Origin of the sequence: Hydrogenophaga sp., from assembly GCF_026125825.1 — a bacterium.
Taxonomy (GTDB): Bacteria; Pseudomonadota; Gammaproteobacteria; order Burkholderiales; family Burkholderiaceae_C; genus Hydrogenophaga.
Window position 1 is genome coordinate 1 of the sequence record NZ_JAHCKK010000087.1, and the last position, 18,838, is coordinate 18,838.

Below are 18,838 nucleotides of genomic sequence, written 5' to 3' on the forward strand. Positions count from 1 at the left end.
CCACCACCGGGCTGGACGCGAAGTCCAGCATGTCGATTTCGTCGGGCACCGGCGGGTTCAGCATCGCGGCCCAGGGTGCCCCGATCATCACGTGACAGGTGGCGCAGGTGAGGCTTCCTCCGCAGTCGGCCTCGATGCCCTGGATGTTCGCGTCCACCGCGGCCTTCATCAGGCTCTGGCCGGGCTCGGTCCGGACGACCTGAACCGAGCCGTCGGCGTGGATGAATCGGATCGAGATCATGGTCGGGCTCAAGTCCTGGCGAAGTACTCGCGGCGTTCGAAATCGGTCTTGTCCTCGGCTTGCGCGTGGCGGTCGATCTCGCTTTGCTTGATGCGGCAGAAGTAGCGCACGAAGTCCTCGCCCAGCGCGGCGCAAAGCGCGCTGTCCGCGCGCAGCGCCTCCAGGCCTTCGCCCAGCGAGGAGGGAAGCTTCTGGTTGTCGGCCGCATAAGGCGATTCGCTCGCGGGCGGCGGCAGCGCGGCGCGGGCCAGGCCATCGAGCCCGGCGTGGATCTGCGCGGCCATGTAGAGGTAGGGGCTGGCGGCAGGCTCGCCCACGCGGTTCTCGATGCGGGTGGCGTTGTCGCCAGCCGCGCCGACCACGCGCAGCATGGCGCCGCGGTTGTCCTGCCCCCACAGCGCGGCCTGCGGTGCCAGCGCATTGGGCCGGAAGCGGGCAAAGCCGTTGATGGTGGGCGTGCACAGCACCGTCATGCCGCGGGCGTGCGACAGCAGGCCGGCGAGCCAGTGCGCGCCCGCCTCGGACAGCGTGTGCGTCGCGTCGGCGCGGGTGGTGCCCGGCGCGGGCGTGTCCCGCACACAGGCGTTGCGGCCGGTCTTGAGGTCCACCAGCGATTGATGCAGGTGCCAGCCGCTGGACATGATGTTCGGAAACGGCGGGCGGCACATGAAAGTGGCGTGGTAGCCGGCGCGCCGCAGCGCCTGGCGCACGCCGTTGCGGAACAGCACCATCTGGTCGGCGGCGGTGAGGGCGTCGGTCGCGTCGAACACCGCCTCCACCTGGCTCGGGCCGAGTTCGATTTCCAGCGACTGCAACGGCAGGCCGAGCGCTTGCGCGGTGCGCTGCACGATGCGCAGCGGCTCATCGCTCATGTCGCTCATGGCTTCGGCCTGCAGGTTGTAGCCCGGGTGGATCATCTCCACGGTCGGCGGCAATCCGGGCCAGGCCGCGAGCTCGGGGTCGAGCTGAGGGCGGGTGTCGGTGATGCGGTAGATGTGGAACTCCACCTCGAGCCCGGTCTTGAGACCGTAGCCCTTCTTGCCCAGTTGCGCCAGCGCGGTCTGCAACATGCCGCGCGCGTCCAGCGGCACCGGCGTTCCGTCGCCGAACCAGGGCTGGCAGCGCAGCCAGCCGGTGCGCTCCAGCCAGGGCAGCACGGTAAAGCTCTGCGGATCGGGCATGAGCATGAGGTTGGCCGCGCCGGCAAAGCCGGGCAGGCCGTCCGCGCCCCCGGGCTCGAACACCTTCCAGGCCGTGCGGTCGGCCGTGTCCTTGAGCATGAGCGTGCCCACCATGCCCACACCATCGTGCAGCGCCCGCAGCGCTGCCTTCGCGGTGAGCGTCTTGCCGCGCAGCATGCCGTGGGCGTCGCACCAGCCAAAGCGCACCAGCTCGATGCCGCTGGCTTCAATCAGTTGGGCCACGCGCCGGCACTCGGCGTCGCGTTCGGAGGATTCGAGGCCGCAGCGTTGGGCGAACGACGTCATTTGGCGCCCGCCGTTTCCTCGGCACTGGCCTTCCGGTGCCAGGGCGCACCTTCGCGTTTCTCGCGCACCGCGTCCTGCCACCAGGTTTCCCAACCCTGCGCGGGGGCGATGCCGTCCACCGTGTCGGGCCCCGCGATGGCGCCGTGCAGGGCCGGGTCGGCCACGCCAGGTGCCGCACCGCCTTGCTCCACCGCGTCGATGGCTTGCAACAGCATGCGGCGGTTGGCCATCACCACCTTGTCGGTGGTGCCCAGGTGTTCGCGCGTGCGGTCCTGGATCGGCCCCATGCTTTCGCAGGCCCACTGGTCGTGCACGTTGATGTCGTCCTCGCCCATGCCGAGGTAGGTGCGGGTCTGCTGTTCTTCGGCGTTGAAGCCCCAGTTGTTGTGGCGACCTGCCTTGGGGATGTAGTCGGGCAGCGTGACGGCCTGCAGGCGCGGCGTGCGCATGGCGTCCTTGTCCACCGGACCGGTGAAACTGGTGAAAAAGGCGTACCAGTAGTTGTGGGTGTCGTCCACCGGCACATGCATCTGCGTGATGGTCATGGTCTCCGAGAGCGGAATCACGAAGGTCTGCGGGAACACGGCGTTGGTCACGCGCACGTGGGTCAGCTCATCGGTCATGGGGCGCAGCGCGGTGAGCTGCAGGCCGTAGGGCTTGGGCTCGAAGCTGATGATTGGCTGGCCGAACTCGCGCATCACGCGCGTCATGGGCCAGCGCTCGCCGCCCACGTCGCCAGCGCTGGCGCCGCGGAACTGCTTGCCATAGCTGTCTTCCAGCGAGCCGTCGTTGAAGAAGCGGTGCAGGTAGGACGCGTGAGCCGGGTCGATGCCCACTTCCAGCGACTGCAGCCAGTTGCAATGCCACAGCCCCTTGAAGGCGAAGGTATGGCTCTCGGGCGCGGTGAAGCAGTCCAGCTCGGGGAAAGGCGGGGGCGTCTGGTCCTCAGGGCCGAACCAACCGAACAACACGCCGCTGCGCTGCACCAGCGGGTAGCTGCGTTGCTTGATGCGGGAGCACATCTTGCTGCCGGCGGGCTCGGCCGGCGTGTCGATGCACTGGCCGCTGGTGTCGAACTTCCAGCCGTGGAACGGGCAGCGGATGCCGTCGCCTTCGTTGCGGCCGAAGGCCAGGTCCGCGCCGCGGTGCGGGCAGTCGCGATCGAGCAGGCCGAACTCGCCCTGGGCATTGCGGAACAGCACAAAGTCCTGGCCCAGCACGCGCACCGCCTTCACGGGACGCACGGCCATCTGGGGGTCCAGCGCGGGGTTGAATTCGTCCATCAGCGCCACCGGCTGCCAGTAGCGGCGCAGCAGCTCGCCACCGGGCGTGCCCGGTCCGACCTGGGTCATGCGTTGATTGAGTTCGGCTTTCATGTGGGGTATCTCCGGCAATAAAACAGGGTGTGGTGCGGAAATGGTATACCGTTTTTCGATTTCGGTGTACATTTTGTGCCATGAGCTTGCAAGAAACCGTTTTGATGCAATTGCGCGACCTGATCCTGAGCGGTCAGTTCGAACCGGGCCAGCGCCTGGCCGAGCAACAGCTGGCCGAGCGCCTGGGGGCCTCGCGCACGCCGGTGCGCGCCGCGCTGGTGACGCTGGAGCAGGAGGGCCTGGTGCAGGCCAACGAGACCGGCAAGTACCTGGTGCGCCAATTCACCGCGCAGGAGGTGATCGACGCCATCGCGGTGCGCGGCCACCTCGAAGGCATGGCGGCGCGGCTGGTCGCCGAGCACGGTGTGTCGCGCCAGCTCCAGGGCCAGCTGCAGACGGTGCTGGACGAGGGCGACCGGCTGCTGGCGGACAACCCGCTGACCATCGAAAGCTATGCGGCCTACGCCTTGATGAACGACCGCTTCCACGCGCTGATCCTCGATGCCTGCGGCAACCGGGCCCTGCAGCGCGCGGTGGAGCTCAACGACAAGCTGCCGTTTGCCCCGGCCTCGGCCATGCTGCCCATGCAGGGCACGGTGGCGATGGACCGCGACTGGATGCTGTATGCCCACCGCCAGCACCACATGCTGTTCGATGCCCTGCGGCGCGGTGAGAGTGCGCGCGCCCAGGCGCTCGCGGTGGAACACACCGAAGTGGCGCAGATGAACATGCGCCTGGCGCTGGAGCGGCGCGCCGAGTCCGAGCAGGTGCTGCCCGGCATCCGTCTGGTCGTGGGCTGAGCCTTCCACAGCACAAGCACGGCAGGCTTGCAGGGCCGGCCGCAACGACCTTGCGGCCATGGGGATTTGAGCCATCTCAAGAGGGCGAGGGGGATGGGTGCGCACAATGGGCCACCGTTGCAACCCGCCCCCGACCTCATGACCCGCCTTTTCGAACCCACCACTGCCGGCCAGCTTTCGCTGGCCAACCGCATCGTCATGGCACCGCTGACGCGCAACCGCGCGCCCCATGCCGTGCCCACGCCACTCATGGCCACCTACTACCAGCAGCGCGCCAGCGCCGGCCTGCTGATCACAGAAGCCACCGCGATCAGCCACCAGGGGCAGGGCTACGCCGACGTGCCGGGCCTGTACGCGCCCGAGCAGATCGAGGGCTGGAAACGCGTGACCTCGGCCGTGCACGCCGCCGGCGGCAAGATCGTCACCCAGCTCTGGCACGTGGGCCGCGTCTCGCACACCGAGCTGCAACCTGGCGGGGGTGCCCCCGTGGCGCCCTCGGCCATCGCGGCCAAGACCAAGACGGTGCTGATCAAGGACGGCGTGCCCACCTTCGTGGACACCTCCGTGCCGCGCGCGCTCGACGCAGCGGAGCTGCCGGGCATCGTCGAGGACTACCGCAAGGCCGCGCTGGCCGCCATCGAGGCCGGCTTCGACGGCGTGGAGATCCACGCGGCCAACGGCTACCTGATCGACCAGTTCCTCAAGACCGGCAGCAACCAGCGCACCGATGCGTATGGCGGTGGCATCGAGAACCGCGCGCGCTTGCTGCTCGAAGTCGTCCAGGCGGTGGCCGATGCCATCGGCGCGGCCCGCACCGGCATCCGCCTCTCGCCCGTGACGCCGGCCAACGACGTCGTCGATGCCGACCCGCAGCCGCTCTTCACCTACGTGGTGCGCGAACTGGCGCGTTTCGACCTGGCCTATGTGCACTTCATCGAAGGCGCCACGGGCGGACCGCGCGAGATTCCCGATCGCCCGTTCGACTATGCCGCGCTGCGTGCCGCCTACCGCGCCGCCGGTGGCCGCGGGGCCTGGATGGTCAACAACGGTTACGACCTCTCGCTGGCGCAGAAGGCCCTGGATGGCGGCGCCGACCTCGTGGCCTTCGGCAAGAGCTACATCGCCAATCCCGACCTCGTGGCCCGTCTGAAGCAAGGGGGCCCGTTCAATCAGCCCGACAAGTCCACCTTCTACGGCGGCGGCGAGAAGGGCTACACCGACTACCCGACGCTGGCAGCCTGAGAAAGCCCGCGCGGAAACCCCGCGCGGCGGGTTTATCCTTGGCCCCATGAAGCTCTACAACTACTTCCGTTCCTCGGCCTCGTTTCGTGTGCGCATCGCGCTCGCGCTCAAAGGCATTCCCTACGACTACGTGGCCGTGCACATCGCGCGCGGCGACCACAAGCTGCCAGCCTTCACCGACAAGGCGGTGGAGGGGCTGGTGCCGCTGCTCGAACTCGACGACGGCACCCGCCTGACGCAGTCGATGGCGATCATCGAGTACCTGGACGAGGTGCAGCCGGCACCCGCGCTGCTGCCCGCCGACGCGCTGGGCCGCGCCCGGGTGCGCGCCCTGTCGCAGATCATTGCCTGCGAGATCCACCCCATCAACAACCTGCGCGTGCTCAAGTACCTCACCAAGGAACTGAAGGTCGAAGAGGAGCCGAAGAACGTCTGGTACCGCCATTGGGTGCGCAGCGGGCTGGAGTCGTTCGAGCGCCAGCTCGCGCAGCAGCCCAAGTCCACCTACTGCGCGGGTGAGACGCCCACCATGGCCGATTGCTGCCTAGTGCCGCAAATCTTCAACGGCCAGCGCTTCAACACCGACTTCAGCGGTCTGCCGCGCACCATGGCCGCGTTCGAAGCCTGCATGGCCTTGCCCGCGTTCCAGCAGGCCCAGCCGTCGGCCTGCCCGGACGCCGAAGCCTGATGCCTCGGCCCGCGGCGGGCCTTGTGCCCGACTGGCCGGCCCCGGCGGGCGTGCGGGCGCTGTTCACCACCCGCGAGGGGGGCGCCTCGGTTCAACCGTTCGACAGCTTCAATCTGGGGGACCACGTGCGCGACGACCCGCATGCGGTCGCGGCCAATCGCGCCCGACTGGCCTCGTGGACCGCGCCCGCGCGGCCCGTGTTCCTGCAGCAGGTGCATGGCACCGGTGTGGTGCATCTCAGCCACGCGACTCCCGACGGTACCGAGGCCGACGGCTGTGTGGTGCAAGGACCAGGCCTGGCCGCCACCATCATGGTGGCCGACTGCCTGCCCGTGCTGTTCGCCCATGCCTCGGGCCAGGCGGTGGCCGCTGCGCACGCGGGCTGGCGTGGGCTGGCCCAGGGCGTGCTCGAAGCCACGCTGCACGCCTTGCGCCAGGCTGCGGGCGAAGGTGACGTGGTGGCCTGGCTTGGCCCCTGCATCGGGCCTTCGGCGTTCGAAGTCGGCGCCGAGGTGCGCCAGGCCTTCGTGGCGGCCGATATCGAAGCCGCCGCCTGTTTCCGGTCTCATGGGCGAGACGGCAAATATTGGGCTGACCTGCCCGCGCTCGCGCGGCGCTGGCTTCAGGCCGCGGGCGTTGCGCAGGTGCACGGCAACGACGGCAGCGACGCGTGGTGCACCGTCACGCAGGACTCAAGGTTCTTTTCGCACCGCCGTGATGCGGTGCGACTCGGCAGCACCGGGCGCATGGCCGCCTGCGTCTGGATCGACTGACTGGCCGGGGGCCTCCGCGGCCCGCTGCGCCTCCAACTCGGCGGCCTCGCGCGCCTTGATCGCTTTTCGCCTTTGCGGCGTGAGCATCAGGTAAACCACCAGTGCGACTGGAAGCAAACCGTAAAGAAAAAAGGTCACAATGGCTCCCAGCAGAGAGCCTGTGGTGTTGGTGGCTTCAGCCACCGACATCATGAGCACCACATACATCCAACCGATCACCACCAGATACACGACATTCCTTGCAGCCCGGACCACCCGTGTCAGCCTGCTGGATGCTGATACGAAAAACCTGGGGAAGATCCGGAATCTCTCCCCAAGGGCTGCCCATGATAAGTCGCAGGCAACACCCTAGGAGTCCAGCATGACATCGGGCAAGAACCCTTCTTCAGACTGGCTGGAAACCGCGCAACAGTTCCAGCAGAACCTCGTTCAGCAGTGGACGCAGATGGCCCAGGCCTTTCCCGGGGCCACGGCGCCCACGCCGGGCGCCAGCGAGCCTTTTGCCGCCTTCAAGGCCTTCATGCCGAAGGCGGGTGCTGCCAACCCCTTTGGCATGGCCATGCCCACCGGTGCGGCCGCTTTCCCCGGCATGCCCGCCCTGGGCGAGATATTCAGCCAGGCCGGCCCGGGCCAGGCGATCAGCTTCGACCCGGCCCAGCTGCTGGAAATCCAGAACACCTACCTCAAGGAACTGGCCGAGCTCTGGAACCAGGGGCCCAACGTCAAACCGCCGGGCGACCGGCGCTTCGCATCGGACGCCTGGGCGAGCAACCCCATGGCGGCCTTCGCGGCGGCGGCCTACCTGCTCAACGCCCGCACCCTCATGGCCATGGCAGACGCGGTGCAGGGGGACGCCAAGGCGCGAACGCGCGTTCGTTTCGCTGTGCAGCAGTGGATCGACGCCAGCGCCCCGAGCAACTTCCTCGCCTTCAACGCCGAGGCCCAGAAAAAGGCGGTGGAGACGCAGGGCGAGAGCATCGCCAAGGGTGTGGCCAACCTGCTGCACGACATGAAGCAGGGCCACGTGTCCATGACGGACGAGAGCGTGTTCGAGGTCGGCAAGAACGTCGCCACCACCGAAGGCGCCGTGGTGTTCGAGAACGAACTGTTCCAGCTCATCGAGTACAAGCCCCTGACCGCGAAGGTGTATGAGCGGCCTTTCCTGCTGGTGCCGCCCTGCATCAACAAGTTCTACATCCTCGACCTGCAGCCCGAGAATTCGCTGATCCGCTATTGCGTGGAGCAAGGCCACCGCACCTTCGTGGTGAGCTGGCGCAACCCCGACGAGTCGCTGTCGAAGAAGACCTGGGACAACTACATCGAGGACGCCGTCATCAGGGCCATCGCCGTCACGCGGGACATCACCGGCGCCGAAACCATCAATGCGCTGGGCTTCTGCGTCGGAGGCACCATGCTCGGCACGGCGCTGGCCGTGCTGGCCGCGCGGGGTGAGACGCCAGTGAACAGCGCCACCTTCCTCACCACCCTGCTCGACTTCACCGACACCGGCATCCTGGACGTGTTCATCGACGAGAACTTCGTGAAGTTCCGCGAGATGCAGTTTGCCGATGGCGGCCTTATGCCCGGGCGCGATCTGGCCACCACCTTCAGCTTCCTGCGCCCGAACGACCTGGTGTGGAACTACGTGGTCGGCAATTACCTCAAGGGGGAGACGCCGCCGCCGTTCGACCTGCTTTACTGGAACTCCGACAGCACCAACCTGCCCGGACCGTATTACGCCTGGTACCTGCGCCAGATGTATCTGGAGAACAACCTCGTCAAGCCCGGAAAGACCACGGTGTGCGGCGAGAAGATCGACTTTCGCCAGGTCAAGCTGCCGGTCTACATCTACGGCTCGCGCGAAGACCACATCGTGCCCATCGGCGGCGCCTATGGCAGCACGCAGATCTTTCCGGGCAAGAAGCGCTTCGTCATGGGCGCCTCGGGCCACATCGCCGGCGTGATCAACCCGGCGTCGAAGAACAAGCGCAGCCACTGGACCGGCCCGGCGGGCAAGTTCCCGGCCGATGTGAAGGACTGGATCGCCACCGCCACCGAGCACCCCGGCAGCTGGTGGACCGACTGGTCCGCCTGGCTCAAGCCACTGGCTGGCAAGCAAATTGCTGCGCCCAAGGCGTACGGCAAGGCCAAGCGCTACACCGCCATCGAACCCGCGCCCGGTCGCTACGTCAAGGCCAAGGCCTGAACATTTTTTTCATCCGCACCCCAGGAGACACCGCATGGAAGACATCGTCATCGTTTCAGCCGCCCGCACCGCCGTGGGCAAGTTCGGCGGCACGCTCGCCAAGACGCCGGCCACCGAGCTCGGCAGCATCGTCATCAAGGCGCTGCTGGAGCGCACCGGCCTGCCGGTCGACGCCATCGGCGAGGTGATCATGGGGCAGGTGCTGGCCGCTGGCGTGGGCCAGAACCCGGCCCGCCAGGCCATGATGAAAGCCGGCGTGGCCAAGGAAACGCCGGCACTCACCATCAACGCCGTGTGCGGCTCCGGCCTCAAGGCCGTGATGCTGGCCGCGCAGGCCGTGGCGTGGGGTGACAGCGAGATCGTGATCGCCGGTGGCCAGGAAAACATGAGCGCCTCGCCGCATGTGCTCAACGGCAGCCGCGACGGCCAGCGCATGGGCGACTGGAAGATGACCGACACCATGATCGTCGATGGCCTGTGGGACGTGTACAACCAGTACCACATGGGCATCACCGCCGAGAACGTGGCCAAGGAGCACGGCATCAGCCGCGACGCGCAGGACGCGCTCGCGCTGGGCAGCCAGCAAAAGGCCAGCGCCGCGCAGGACGCCGGCAAGTTCAAGGACGAGATCGTGGGCGTGAGCATCCCGCAGCGCAAGGGCGACCCCATCCTCTTCGATACCGACGAATTCATCAACAAGAAGACCAGCGCCGAAGCCCTGGCCGGCCTGCGCCCCGCATTCGACAAGGCGGGCTCGGTGACGGCGGGCAACGCCTCGGGCATCAACGACGGCGCCGCCGGCGTGGTCGTGATGACGGCCAAGAAGGCCGCCGCGCTGGGTCTCAAGCCGCTGGCGCGCATCGCCGCTTTCGGCACCAGCGGCCTGGACCCCGCCACCATGGGCATGGGCCCGGTGCCCGCGTCCCGCAAGGCCCTGGCGCGCGCAGGCTGGAAGGCCAGCGACGTGGACCTCTTCGAGCTCAACGAAGCCTTCGCGGCCCAGGCCTGCGCCGTCAACAAGGCGCTGGACATCGATCCGGCGCGCGTGAACGTCAACGGTGGCGCGATCGCCATCGGCCACCCCATCGGTGCGTCCGGCTGCCGCATCCTCGTGACGCTGCTGCACGAAATGCAGCGGCGCGATGCCAAGAAGGGGCTCGCGGCCCTGTGCATCGGTGGCGGCATGGGGGTTTCCCTCGCGGTCGAACGCTGAATTCACGGTTAAATCAACAACGGATGACCGGAGGGGAGGGCCTTTCGGTCACACCATCGCCATCTGGCACAAGGAGCACAAGAAATGAGCAAGAAAGTCGCGTACGTCACAGGCGGCATGGGTGGCATCGGAACGGCCATCTGCCAGCGCCTGCACAAGGAAGGATTCACCGTCATTGCGGGCTGCGGCCCCACGCGCGACTACAAAAAGTGGCTGGACGAGCAGAAGGCTCAGGGCTACACCTTCCACGCCTCGGTCGGCAATGTCGGCGACTGGGATTCCACCGTGGAAGCCTTCACCAAGACCAAGGCGGAGCACGGCACGATCGACGTGCTGGTGAACAACGCCGGCATCACGCGCGATCGCATGTTCCTGAAAATGTCGCGCGACGACTGGGACGCGGTGATCGAGACCAACCTGAATTCCATGTTCAACGTGACCAAGCAGGTCGTGGCCGACATGGTGGAGAAGGGCTGGGGCCGCATCATCAACATCTCGTCGGTCAACGGCGAGAAGGGCCAGGCCGGCCAGACCAACTACTCGGCCGCCAAGGCCGGCATGCACGGCTTCTCGATGGCGCTGGCACAGGAACTGGCCACCAAGGGTGTGACCGTCAACACCGTGAGCCCGGGCTACATCGGCACCGACATGGTCAAGGCCATCCGCCCCGACGTGCTGGAGAAGATCGTCGCCACCGTGCCGGTCAAGCGCCTGGGCGAGCCCAGCGAGATCGCGTCCATCATCGCCTGGCTGGCCAGCGAAGAGGGCGGCTACGCCACCGGCGCGGACTTCTCCGTCAACGGCGGCCTGCACATGGGCTGAACACGCGCCTCGCGTGCTCCACGAGAAACCCGCTTCGGCGGGTTTTTTGTTGCAGGCATGGTTCCTGCGAATGCGTGGTGTAAATTCGACCGCACCTCACCCCCCTTCGCGCCCAAGGAGTTTCCGGCCCATGCCGCACAGCGTTTCACTGATCAACACCATTGCTGCGGGCCTGGGTCTGGCACTGATCCTGGGCTTCCTGGCGGCCAAGGTGCGCCTGCCGGCACTGGTGGGCTACCTGCTGGCGGGTGTGATCATCGGACCGTTCACGCCCGGCTTCGTGGCCGACGCGGGCATCGCCGCCCAGCTCGCCGAGATCGGCGTGATGCTGCTGATGTTTGGCGTGGGCCTGCATTTCTCGCTGGATGACCTGCTGTCGGTGCGCAAGATCGCCTTGCCCGGCGCGGTGGTGCAGATGGCGGTGGCCACGCTGATGGGCATTGGCATGGCCATGTGGTGGTGGGACTGGAGCTTCGGCTCGGCGCTGGTCTTCGGCGTGTCGCTCTCGGTGGCCAGCACCGTGGTGCTGCTGCGGGCGCTGGAGAGCCTGGGCATCCTGGACTCGTTCACCGGCCGCATCGCGGTGGGCTGGCTGGTGGTGGAAGACCTGGCCATGGTCCTGGTGCTGGTGCTGCTGCCGCCGCTGGCGGGCTTCCTGGGTGGCAAGGGGGCGGAGGGCGATCTGGACTCCATCTGGCGCGCCCTGGGCTTCACGCTGCTGCAGGTCGGTGGTTTTGTGGCGCTGATGCTGGTGGTGGGGCGCCGCGTCTTCCCCTGGCTGCTCTGGCAGGTCACGCGCACCGGCTCGCGCGAGCTGTTCACACTGTGCGTGGTGGCGGCGGCGGTCAGCATCGCGTTCGCATCGGCGGCGCTGTTCGGCGTGTCTTTCGCGCTGGGGGCCTTCTTCGCGGGCATGGTGCTGCGCGAATCCGAGTTCAGCCACCGGGCGGCCGAGGAATCGCTGCCCCTGCGCGATGCCTTCGCGGTGCTCTTCTTCGTCTCCGTGGGCATGCTGTTCAACCCGGCTGTGCTGATCGAGCGCCCGCTGCAGGTGCTCGGCGTCGTGCTGATCATCATCGTGGGCAAGTCCGTGGCCGCCGCAGCCCTGGTCGTGGCCATGCGGTACCCGCTCAACACCGCGCTCACCGTCTCGGCCAGCCTGGCGCAGATTGGCGAGTTCTCCTTCATCCTCGTGGGGCTGGGCGCGTCGCTCGGCCTGCTGCCACCGGAGGGGCAGAGCCTGGTGCTCGCCGGTGCGCTGATCTCCATCGGCACCAACCCGCTGTGGTTCAAGGCCATCAATCCGCTGCAGGACTGGCTGCGCAGAAACTCCGAATTCGCCCGCAAGCTGGAGCAGCGCGACGACCCGCTGGCCGAGCTGCCCATGACCACGCACGAGAAGTTCCTTTCGCGCCAGGTGGTGCTGGTGGGCTATGGCAGGGTGGGGCGGCGCATCGCCGCCGCGCTGGAAGAGCAGAACCTGCCCTATGTGGTGGCCGAAGAGAACCGCGACATCGTCGAACGCCTGCGCGAACGCGGCATTGCCGCGGTGTTCGGCGACGCTTCCGACCCCGCGGTGCTGATCCAGGCCCACATCGCGCGGGCCGGCATGCTGGTGATCGCCACGCCCGACACCCTCAACGTGCGGCAGATGATTGCCACGGCCCGCACCCTCAATCCCGAGATCGAGACCGTGGTGCGCACGCACAGCGAAGAAGAGGCCGGTCTCCTGGAGAAAGAAGTCGCTGGCAAGGTGTTTCTGGGCGAGGAAGAGCTGGCCCAATCGATGACGCGCTACGTGCTCGAACATTCCCGACTCGCAAACCCGGGCGCGCGCGCGGCCACCTGACCTCGAATCACCGCCCCGGGGCGGTCCTACAGGGCTTCGCGCTTCCGTCCGACAGGTGCCGCAGGAGGCACCCCCCATGATGGCCTGACATTTCAACAGGAGGCCCATCATGGCAATGACCCATTCACCCACTTTCGATGACATTGCCGTGGCGCCCGCGCCGGAGCACGCCGTGTCCTGGCCTGCGGTGTTCGCCGGCGCCGCTGGCGCGGCCGCGCTGTCGCTGATCCTGCTCATCCTGGGCACCGGCCTGGGGCTCGCGTCAGTGTCCCCCTGGGCGCAGCAGGGCATCGGCGCTGTCACCTTCGGCGTCTCGACCATCCTCTGGATTTCCTTCACCCAACTGGTGGCCTCCGGCATGGGCGGGTATCTCGCCGGACGGCTGCGCACGCGCTGGCTCGGCACGCAGCCCGACGAGGTCTACTTCCGCGACACCGCCCACGGCTTCCTGGCCTGGGCGGTCGCGACCTTGGCCACGGCCACCTTGCTGACTTCCGTCATCGGTTCGATCGTGGGCACCGGCGTGAATGCCGGCGCGACCGTGGCGGCCGGTGGCGCGAGCGCCGCGGGTGCGGCAGCGGCCCAGGTGGCCGACAAGGCCGGTGGTGACGAAGGTGCCGAGGCCGGGCTGGACTACTTTGTCGGCACGTTGTTCCGCACCGATGCGGCCGCCGCCCCGACCACCGGCGCCGCCATCGTGCCGATGGCGAACCCGTCACCGGCGGCGATGGCGGCCGAGGCTTCGGGCATCTTCCTGACCGCGCTCAAGAACGGCGCCTTGCCGCCCGAGGACGCCCGCTACCTTGGCCAGCAGGTCGCTCTTCGCACCGGTCTGAGCGCGCAGGACGCCGAGAAGCGCGTGACCGACACCTTTGGCCGCATGCAAGTGAAGGCCCGGGAAGCTGAAACCGCCGCGCGAGAGGCGGCCGACAAGGCCCGCAAGGCCACCGCCTACGGCTCGCTGTGGCTGTTTGTCTCGTTGTTGATCGGTGCCTTTTTCGCCAGCCTGGCTGCTACGTTCGGCGGGCGCCAGCGCGATCGCGCCTGAACCCCGCCATTCCCTCAACCTCCTAGGAGCCCATCATGCAATCCCTGCTGCTCTTCTTTCTCGGCGTTCCCATTCCCATCATCATCCTGCTGGCCATCCTGTTTTGACCGTCTGGGCGCGAAGCAGGCCTCAGGCGGAGGCGAGGTGGACCGCTTCGGTCAACGTCGCCACCCCGAAGGGCTTCTTCAGGATGGACTTCGCGCCCAGCACCTTGCCCACGTTTTCCATATCGGCATAACCGGTGGCCAGGATGATCGGAATCCCGGGCCAGGAAGACTGCACATGGGCGATGAGCTCCGCCCCGTTCATGCCGGGCATCACATAGTCCACGATAAGCAAGTCCGGCCGCGATTTACGAAGCGATGCCAGCGCGGCCTCGCCATTGCTCACCGCGGTCACCTGATGGCCCATGACCTCCAGACTCTGCACGATGGATTGCCGCACGTCCTGATCGTCTTCCACCACCAGGATGCGCTTGCGGGGTGTGGTGGCGTGCGGCGCAGGGGGGGCAACATCTTCCAGCGTCGCATCCGCCAGCAAGGGAAACCGCAGGTGGATTCGCGTGCCGCAGCCCACCGAGCTTTCGATCTGCGCGTCGCCCCCGGACTGGCGGGCAAAGCCATAAACCTGGGCCAACCCCAGGCCGGTGCCACTGCCCATTGGCTTGGTGGTGAAAAAGGGCTCGAACACCTTTTCCTGGATCGACACGGGAATGCCGTTGCCGGTATCGGCAATGGTCAGGCGCACGGCCGGAACCCAGGCGCCTTCCTGCTCGATGCTTGCCGCCTCCGTCGAGATGGTGAGGGTGCCGCCTTCTTGCATCGCATCGCGGGCGTTGAGCACGAGATTGAGCACCGACATCTCCAGCTGGTTGGGGTCCAGCAGCGTCACCGCCTGCGGGTGGGCGAGCTCGAAGCGCAATTCAATGCTCGACCCGATGGAGGTCGCGATCAGCTCGCGCATGCCGTGGAGCAGGGCGTGGATGTCGGTCGGACTGGGCAGCAGCGACTGCGCCCGCGCAAAGGCCAACAGCTGCGCCGTCAACTGCGCGCCGCGCTTGACCGTGCGCCGTGCCACCTCCACCACCCTCGTGGCCTGAGGCGTCTTCTCGATGCGGGAGAGCAGATCGAGGTTCACACCGATGACGTGCAGCAGGTTGTTGAAATCGTGCGCGATGCCGCCCGTGAGATGGCCAATCGCCTCCATCTTCTGCACCTGAAGCAAGGCGGACTGGGCCCGTTCGCGCTCGGCGATCTCGTTCATGAGCCGGTTGTTGGCGTCCGAGAGCTGGCGGGTGCGGCTTTCGATGCGCAATTCCAGTTCGCGATTGAGCTGGCCCACCTTGTCGCGCGTTTCGCTCAGCTCCTGCAGCATCGCCCGCGTTGAATACTGGCGCGCCCGCGCGCGCACCGCCGCCTCCACCGCACTGTGCAGCGTCTCCGGGCTCAACGGCCGCTCCAGCAGGATGACGTTGCCCATCAATCGGAGAGAGGCCAGGGCGTTGCCGGGCCGGCGTCCGGTGCGCTTGCTGCCCAGGACGACAAAGGGGAAGTCGGACCAGGACGGTTGTGAGCGCAGCCATCGGTCCAGGGGGCTGCCCGCGAACACCGTGAACGCTTCCTCGGTCACGACGGCGGCGGCGGCGCCCTCGAGCATCGCGTCGAACAAGGCCTCCGTGGTGAAGACGGCCTCGGCCGGGCCAAGGCCCTGGATCACCTCGCAGATGACCTGTGCATCTCTGCCGCGAGGTGCCATCACCAGCACACGGTCTTCGATGTTTGATGTCATCGAGGTGCGGGTGCGTCTGCCAGCAGAGCGAGGTTGCCCGTGTAACGGGAGACGCCGGCGACCACACCTTCAAAGTCGGTCAGTGCCTGGCCCACCTCCACCCCGTTCGCACCCAGGCGGAATTCATGGATGGTGGTGGCGTGCTGGCTCGTGCGGCTCTTGGTGACCGAGAGCGCTTTGAGCAGATTGCCTCGGCCCTCGAAGTACCGAAACATCACCACCGCATCGCTGAGGTAGCTCAGATCGATGTCCTGCCGACCTTCGCCGAGCACCCCATGCTGCCCGAGCACCAGGATGGTGATGATGCCGCGCTGGTTCAAATAGGTGAGCAGTTCGTGCATCTGCAGCAGCAGGAACTTGCTCCCGGGCATCGCCTGGAGGTAGGCGTTGAGGCTGTCGATCACCACCGCCTTGACGCCGTCTACCTCCACCGCCTGCCTCACCCGCGCCGCGAACTCACCGGCCGTCACCTCGGCCGGATCGAGGGCGCTGATGAGGAAGTTGCCGCGCTGGATCTGGTCTTCAAGGTGGTAGCCCAGTGCGTTGGCGCGAGGCAGCAGGGTGCCCAGGCCCTCGTCAAAGAGGTAGTAGGCCGCCTTCTCGCCGCGACCCAAGGCGGTGTAGATGCAGGACAGCGCGGTCGTGGTCTTGCCCACTCCGGAGGGGCCGACAAACAGCGTGTTGCTGCCGCGGGCCAGGCCGCCACCGAGCGCCGTGTCCAGCGCCGCATTGCCGGTGCTCACGCTTTCCGCGTTGAACACCTTGTGGTGCTCGGCCGCCACCAGGCGGGGGAACACCTGGATACCGCCCGTGTCCAGCGTGAAATCGTGTTCACCGCTGCGAAACCGGATGCCGCGCATCTTGGCCACGCGCAGGAAGCGCTTGTCGGCCCCATATTCCCCCACCACCTGGTGCAGCCAGACCACACCGTGCGCAATGCTGCGCAGCTGCATGTCCCCGGTGCGCGCACTCAGGTCGTCCAGCATCAACACCGTGCAACCGTGGTGGGCGAAAAAGTGCTTGAGTGCGAGCACCTGCCGGCGGTAGCGCAACGGGTCCTGTGCCAGCAGGCGCATTTCGGAGAGGCTGTCGAAGACGACCCGCTTGGGTTTTGTGGCCTGCACCTGCTTCATCACGCCTTGCACGGTCTCGCTCAACTCGAGCTCGGCCGGATGGATGATGGACTGCTCGGCCTCCGGGCCCAGTTCATCGGCACTGACCAGTTCAAAGATGCTCAGCCCAGGCTGATCCAGGTCCCACCCGTGCGAGCGCGCGACGGTCTTGAGTTCCTGGCCGGTTTCGGACAGGGTGACGTACAGGCCCGTTTCACCCACCTCCAGCCCGGCCAGCAGGAAGTGAATGCCCAGGGTGGTTTTCCCGGTGCCGGGTTCGCCCTCGAACAGGTAGAGATGGCCGCCGGGCAGGCCGCCGTGAAGGACGTTGTCCAGGCCGCTGATACCGGTGGACGCGCGGGGTTCATGGGGTAGGGTTTTGGAATGGGCTGGCATGCGGTCGTGAGTGTGAGAAGTTGGGCCGGCTGGCGTTATCGGGTGCCAGGCGGCGTGTTGATGTCCCGGGCGTGGGCCTCCAGGCAGCGCGAGACGATGAGCTGCACCGCGCCGGAGGCGTCCGGTGTGAGGCTGGCCGTGTTGTGCACGCGCGTGCGCACCGGCCGTCCCACCTCGCCGCCCACGCGCACCTGGGACTCGATGGTGCAGGAGAGTTCGTCGCCCGACGCCAGGCCGCCCTGGTGTTCAACCTCCAGCCGCTGGAGGCCCACATAGAAGGGCTGGGGTCCGGTGTAGCTGGCGGCCACCCAGTTGCGAAGGGCTTCGGCCACCGCAGGCCTGATCTCGACCGGCAGCGTGCCGGTGTCCGTCTTGAGTTTCAGCGACGTGTCGTGCCGTGAGTCCAGCACCTGAACGCCTGCGCCATCGGCCACCGGGGGTTGCAGATCCACCCCTTGTGTGGAGGCGGCACAGCCTGCAACCGCCAGCGCGGCGAGGGTGGAGAAGATCAGCACGGAACGTGGGGGTGTGGGTTTTGCCATGGCCCATTGTGGTGTTCTGAAGCGGCTGCTTCCACCCCATTGGCGGCGAATCTCCTCAAGTCCTACAAGCGCGTCGGCCACTCTCTGACAGGACGATGGCGCGACGGCCGGGATACTGACCTCACTGTCACACCGGCAAGTCACTGAAGCTCCATTCCCCCCCGAGCTTCCCTCCGCCAGGAGGTTTCAACCCGCTTCGGCGGGTTTTCTTTTGGTGCCAGCGCGAGACCTGCGCAGGGTGCGTCAACCTGCTGCGGCGGGTTTTCTGCCAGGTGAGAAAATACGCCGGTGCAACCTCATTCCACCCCGCAAGCCCCCAGCCCCTGGCGCCTGTCCGTCGCGCCCATGATGGACTGGACAGACCGCCACTGCCGCTACCTCCATCGCCTGCTCTCCAAGCACACCCTGCTGTACACCGAGATGGTGACCACGGGCGCGCTCACGCACGGCAGCGTGCAGCGCCACCTGCGTTTCAACGCCGAGGAACACCCCGTGGCCTTGCAGCTGGGGGGCAGCGACCCCGCCGAGCTCGCCAGCGCTGCGCGGCTGGGCGAGCAATGGGGCTACGACGAGATCAACCTGAACTGCGGCTGCCCGAGCGACCGAGTGCAGCGCGGTGCCTTCGGCGCCTGCCTGATGGCCGAGCCGCAGACCGTGGCCGACGGCGTCAAGGCCATGGTGGATGCGGTGTCGATCCCGGTCACCGTCAAACACCGCATCGGCATTGACCGGGTCGAGAGCTACGATTTCGTGCGCGATTTCGTCGGCACCGTGAGCGAGGCAGGCTGCAACGTGTTTCTGGTGCATGCGCGAAACGCGTGGCTCGACGGCCTGTCGCCGAAGGAGAACCGCGAGATTCCGCCGCTGCGCTACGAACTCGCGCACCGGCTCAAACGGGACTTTGCGCATCTCACCTTCGCCATCAATGGCGGTTTCACGTCCAACGCGCAGATCGCCGAGCACCTGCAGGCGGTCGATGGCGTGATGGTGGGTCGCGAGGCGTACCACAACCCCTGGCTGCTCACCACCTGGGACGAGGCTTTCTTCGGCGCCGCCCCGCCCACCGTCACGCGCGAAGCGGTGGAGGAGCAGATGGTGGCCTACATGGAGCGTGCTTTCCTGGAAGACGGCTGCCCCTGGTACGCGATCGCGCGCCACATGCTGGGCCTGCGCCATGGGCTGCGCGGCGCGCGCCGCTGGCGCCAGATCTGGAGCGACCACCGGTTGAAGCCGCTGCCCCCGCGCGCGGTGTGGG

The 18,838-nt window shown here is 67.2% G+C and carries 17 protein-coding genes; 10 read left to right on the forward strand and 7 right to left on the reverse strand.

What is annotated here, in order from left to right; translation table 11 throughout:
• The 3 genes from KIT86_RS20200 to KIT86_RS20210 all read right to left on the reverse strand — a co-directional run.
• Positions 1-241: 2Fe-2S iron-sulfur cluster-binding protein (locus KIT86_RS20200; protein ID WP_297401700.1), on the reverse strand; the 241-nt coding region annotated here is incomplete at its 3' end.
• Positions 242-249: 8 nt separating this feature from the next.
• The gene (locus KIT86_RS20205; protein ID WP_297401702.1) at positions 250-1,728 is read right to left on the reverse strand and encodes a glutamine synthetase family protein; all 1,479 of its coding nucleotides are present in this window, start codon (positions 1,726-1,728) and stop codon (positions 250-252) included.
• Positions 1,725-3,104 (reverse strand): Rieske 2Fe-2S domain-containing protein, encoded by a 1,380-nt coding sequence (locus tag KIT86_RS20210; protein ID WP_297401704.1) that lies wholly within the window; start codon positions 3,102-3,104, stop codon positions 1,725-1,727. The genes KIT86_RS20205 and KIT86_RS20210 overlap by 4 nt, the downstream gene beginning before the upstream one ends.
• Positions 3,105-3,184: 80 nt before the next feature.
• Between KIT86_RS20210 and KIT86_RS20215 the strand changes: the two genes are divergently transcribed.
• From KIT86_RS20215 to pgeF, 4 genes are all read left to right on the forward strand, one after another.
• Entirely contained in the window at positions 3,185-3,904 is a 720-nt protein-coding gene (locus tag KIT86_RS20215) for a GntR family transcriptional regulator (RefSeq protein WP_297401706.1), read from the forward strand.
• Between the two features lie 138 nt (positions 3,905-4,042).
• Complete coding sequence (locus KIT86_RS20220; protein ID WP_297401707.1) at positions 4,043-5,146, forward strand: alkene reductase; 1,104 nt, start codon at positions 4,043-4,045, stop codon at positions 5,144-5,146.
• 46 nt (positions 5,147-5,192) lie between these two features.
• The gene (gene maiA / locus KIT86_RS20225; protein WP_297401709.1) at positions 5,193-5,834 is read left to right on the forward strand and encodes a maleylacetoacetate isomerase; all 642 of its coding nucleotides are present in this window, start codon (positions 5,193-5,195) and stop codon (positions 5,832-5,834) included.
• The gene (gene pgeF / locus KIT86_RS20230) at positions 5,834-6,607 is read left to right on the forward strand and encodes a peptidoglycan editing factor PgeF (RefSeq protein ID WP_297401711.1); all 774 of its coding nucleotides are present in this window, start codon (positions 5,834-5,836) and stop codon (positions 6,605-6,607) included. The genes maiA and pgeF overlap by 1 nt, the downstream gene beginning before the upstream one ends.
• On the opposite strand, the gene KIT86_RS20235 is transcribed toward pgeF, so the two are convergent.
• Positions 6,527-6,838 carry a hypothetical protein gene (locus tag KIT86_RS20235; RefSeq protein WP_297401713.1) on the reverse strand — a complete coding sequence of 104 codons (312 nt, stop codon included), beginning with the start codon at positions 6,836-6,838 and terminating at the stop codon, positions 6,527-6,529. The genes pgeF and KIT86_RS20235 overlap by 81 nt on opposite strands.
• Before the next feature lie 130 nt (positions 6,839-6,968).
• Here KIT86_RS20235 and phaC point away from each other — a divergent pair, with 130 nt between their 5' ends.
• From phaC to KIT86_RS20260, 5 genes are all read left to right on the forward strand, one after another.
• Positions 6,969-8,813: a class I poly(R)-hydroxyalkanoic acid synthase gene (phaC, locus tag KIT86_RS20240; protein ID WP_297401715.1), complete on the forward strand. Its 1,845-nt coding sequence runs from the start codon at positions 6,969-6,971 to the stop codon at positions 8,811-8,813.
• 34 nt (positions 8,814-8,847) lie between these two features.
• Positions 8,848-10,026 carry an acetyl-CoA C-acetyltransferase gene (locus tag KIT86_RS20245; protein ID WP_297401717.1) on the forward strand — a complete coding sequence of 393 codons (1,179 nt, stop codon included), beginning with the start codon at positions 8,848-8,850 and terminating at the stop codon, positions 10,024-10,026.
• Between the two features lie 84 nt (positions 10,027-10,110).
• A complete protein-coding gene (phbB, locus tag KIT86_RS20250) occupies positions 10,111-10,848 on the forward strand; it encodes an acetoacetyl-CoA reductase (protein WP_297401719.1) in 738 nt (245 codons plus the stop codon).
• A gap of 130 nt (positions 10,849-10,978) precedes the next feature.
• A complete protein-coding gene (ybaL, locus tag KIT86_RS20255; protein WP_297401721.1) occupies positions 10,979-12,697 on the forward strand; it encodes a YbaL family putative K(+) efflux transporter in 1,719 nt (572 codons plus the stop codon).
• A 109-nt stretch (positions 12,698-12,806) separates the two neighbouring features.
• A complete protein-coding gene (locus KIT86_RS20260) occupies positions 12,807-13,745 on the forward strand; it encodes a hypothetical protein (protein ID WP_297401723.1) in 939 nt (312 codons plus the stop codon).
• 129 nt (positions 13,746-13,874) lie between these two features.
• On the opposite strand, the gene KIT86_RS20265 is transcribed toward KIT86_RS20260, so the two are convergent.
• Genes KIT86_RS20265 through KIT86_RS20275 form a run of 3 tightly spaced genes read right to left on the reverse strand, consistent with a single transcriptional unit; the run spans position 13,875 to position 17,583 of the window.
• On the reverse strand, positions 13,875-15,533 hold the full coding sequence (locus KIT86_RS20265; RefSeq protein WP_297401725.1) for a response regulator: 1,659 nt from the start codon (positions 15,531-15,533) through the stop codon (positions 13,875-13,877).
• Complete coding sequence (locus tag KIT86_RS20270; protein ID WP_297401727.1) at positions 15,530-17,041, reverse strand: ATPase domain-containing protein; 1,512 nt, start codon at positions 17,039-17,041, stop codon at positions 15,530-15,532. The genes KIT86_RS20265 and KIT86_RS20270 overlap by 4 nt, the downstream gene beginning before the upstream one ends.
• Before the next feature lie 35 nt (positions 17,042-17,076).
• Positions 17,077-17,583, reverse strand: coding sequence for a hypothetical protein (locus KIT86_RS20275; RefSeq protein WP_297401729.1), 507 nt, complete (start codon positions 17,581-17,583; stop codon positions 17,077-17,079).
• A gap of 345 nt (positions 17,584-17,928) precedes the next feature.
• Between KIT86_RS20275 and dusA the strand changes: the two genes are divergently transcribed.
• Positions 17,929-18,838 (forward strand): tRNA dihydrouridine(20/20a) synthase DusA (gene dusA / locus KIT86_RS20280; RefSeq protein ID WP_297401731.1); only part of this gene is annotated, 910 nt, incomplete at its 3' end.

What these genes read in the sequence shown, in the direction of transcription:
- maiA (WP_297401709.1), top strand. Translation starts at nt 5,193, where the DNA reads ATGAAGCTCTACAACTACTTCCGTTCCTCGGCCTCGTTTCGTGTGCGC.
- phaC (WP_297401715.1), top strand. Translation starts at nt 6,969, where the DNA reads ATGACATCGGGCAAGAACCCTTCTTCAGACTGGCTGGAAACCGCGCAA.
- KIT86_RS20265 (WP_297401725.1), bottom strand. Translation starts at nt 15,533, where the DNA reads ATGACATCAAACATCGAAGACCGTGTGCTGGTGATGGCACCTCGCGGC.
- KIT86_RS20215 (WP_297401706.1), top strand. Translation starts at nt 3,185, where the DNA reads ATGAGCTTGCAAGAAACCGTTTTGATGCAATTGCGCGACCTGATCCTG.
- KIT86_RS20205 (WP_297401702.1), bottom strand. Translation starts at nt 1,728, where the DNA reads ATGACGTCGTTCGCCCAACGCTGCGGCCTCGAATCCTCCGAACGCGAC.
- KIT86_RS20270 (WP_297401727.1), bottom strand. Translation starts at nt 17,041, where the DNA reads ATGCCAGCCCATTCCAAAACCCTACCCCATGAACCCCGCGCGTCCACC.
- KIT86_RS20220 (WP_297401707.1), top strand. Translation starts at nt 4,043, where the DNA reads ATGACCCGCCTTTTCGAACCCACCACTGCCGGCCAGCTTTCGCTGGCC.
- phbB (WP_297401719.1), top strand. Translation starts at nt 10,111, where the DNA reads ATGAGCAAGAAAGTCGCGTACGTCACAGGCGGCATGGGTGGCATCGGA.
- KIT86_RS20210 (WP_297401704.1), bottom strand. Translation starts at nt 3,104, where the DNA reads ATGAAAGCCGAACTCAATCAACGCATGACCCAGGTCGGACCGGGCACG.
- ybaL (WP_297401721.1), top strand. Translation starts at nt 10,979, where the DNA reads ATGCCGCACAGCGTTTCACTGATCAACACCATTGCTGCGGGCCTGGGT.
- KIT86_RS20275 (WP_297401729.1), bottom strand. Translation starts at nt 17,583, where the DNA reads ATGGCAAAACCCACACCCCCACGTTCCGTGCTGATCTTCTCCACCCTC.
- KIT86_RS20245 (WP_297401717.1), top strand. Translation starts at nt 8,848, where the DNA reads ATGGAAGACATCGTCATCGTTTCAGCCGCCCGCACCGCCGTGGGCAAG.
- KIT86_RS20260 (WP_297401723.1), top strand. Translation starts at nt 12,807, where the DNA reads ATGGCAATGACCCATTCACCCACTTTCGATGACATTGCCGTGGCGCCC.
- pgeF (WP_297401711.1), top strand. Translation starts at nt 5,834, where the DNA reads ATGCCTCGGCCCGCGGCGGGCCTTGTGCCCGACTGGCCGGCCCCGGCG.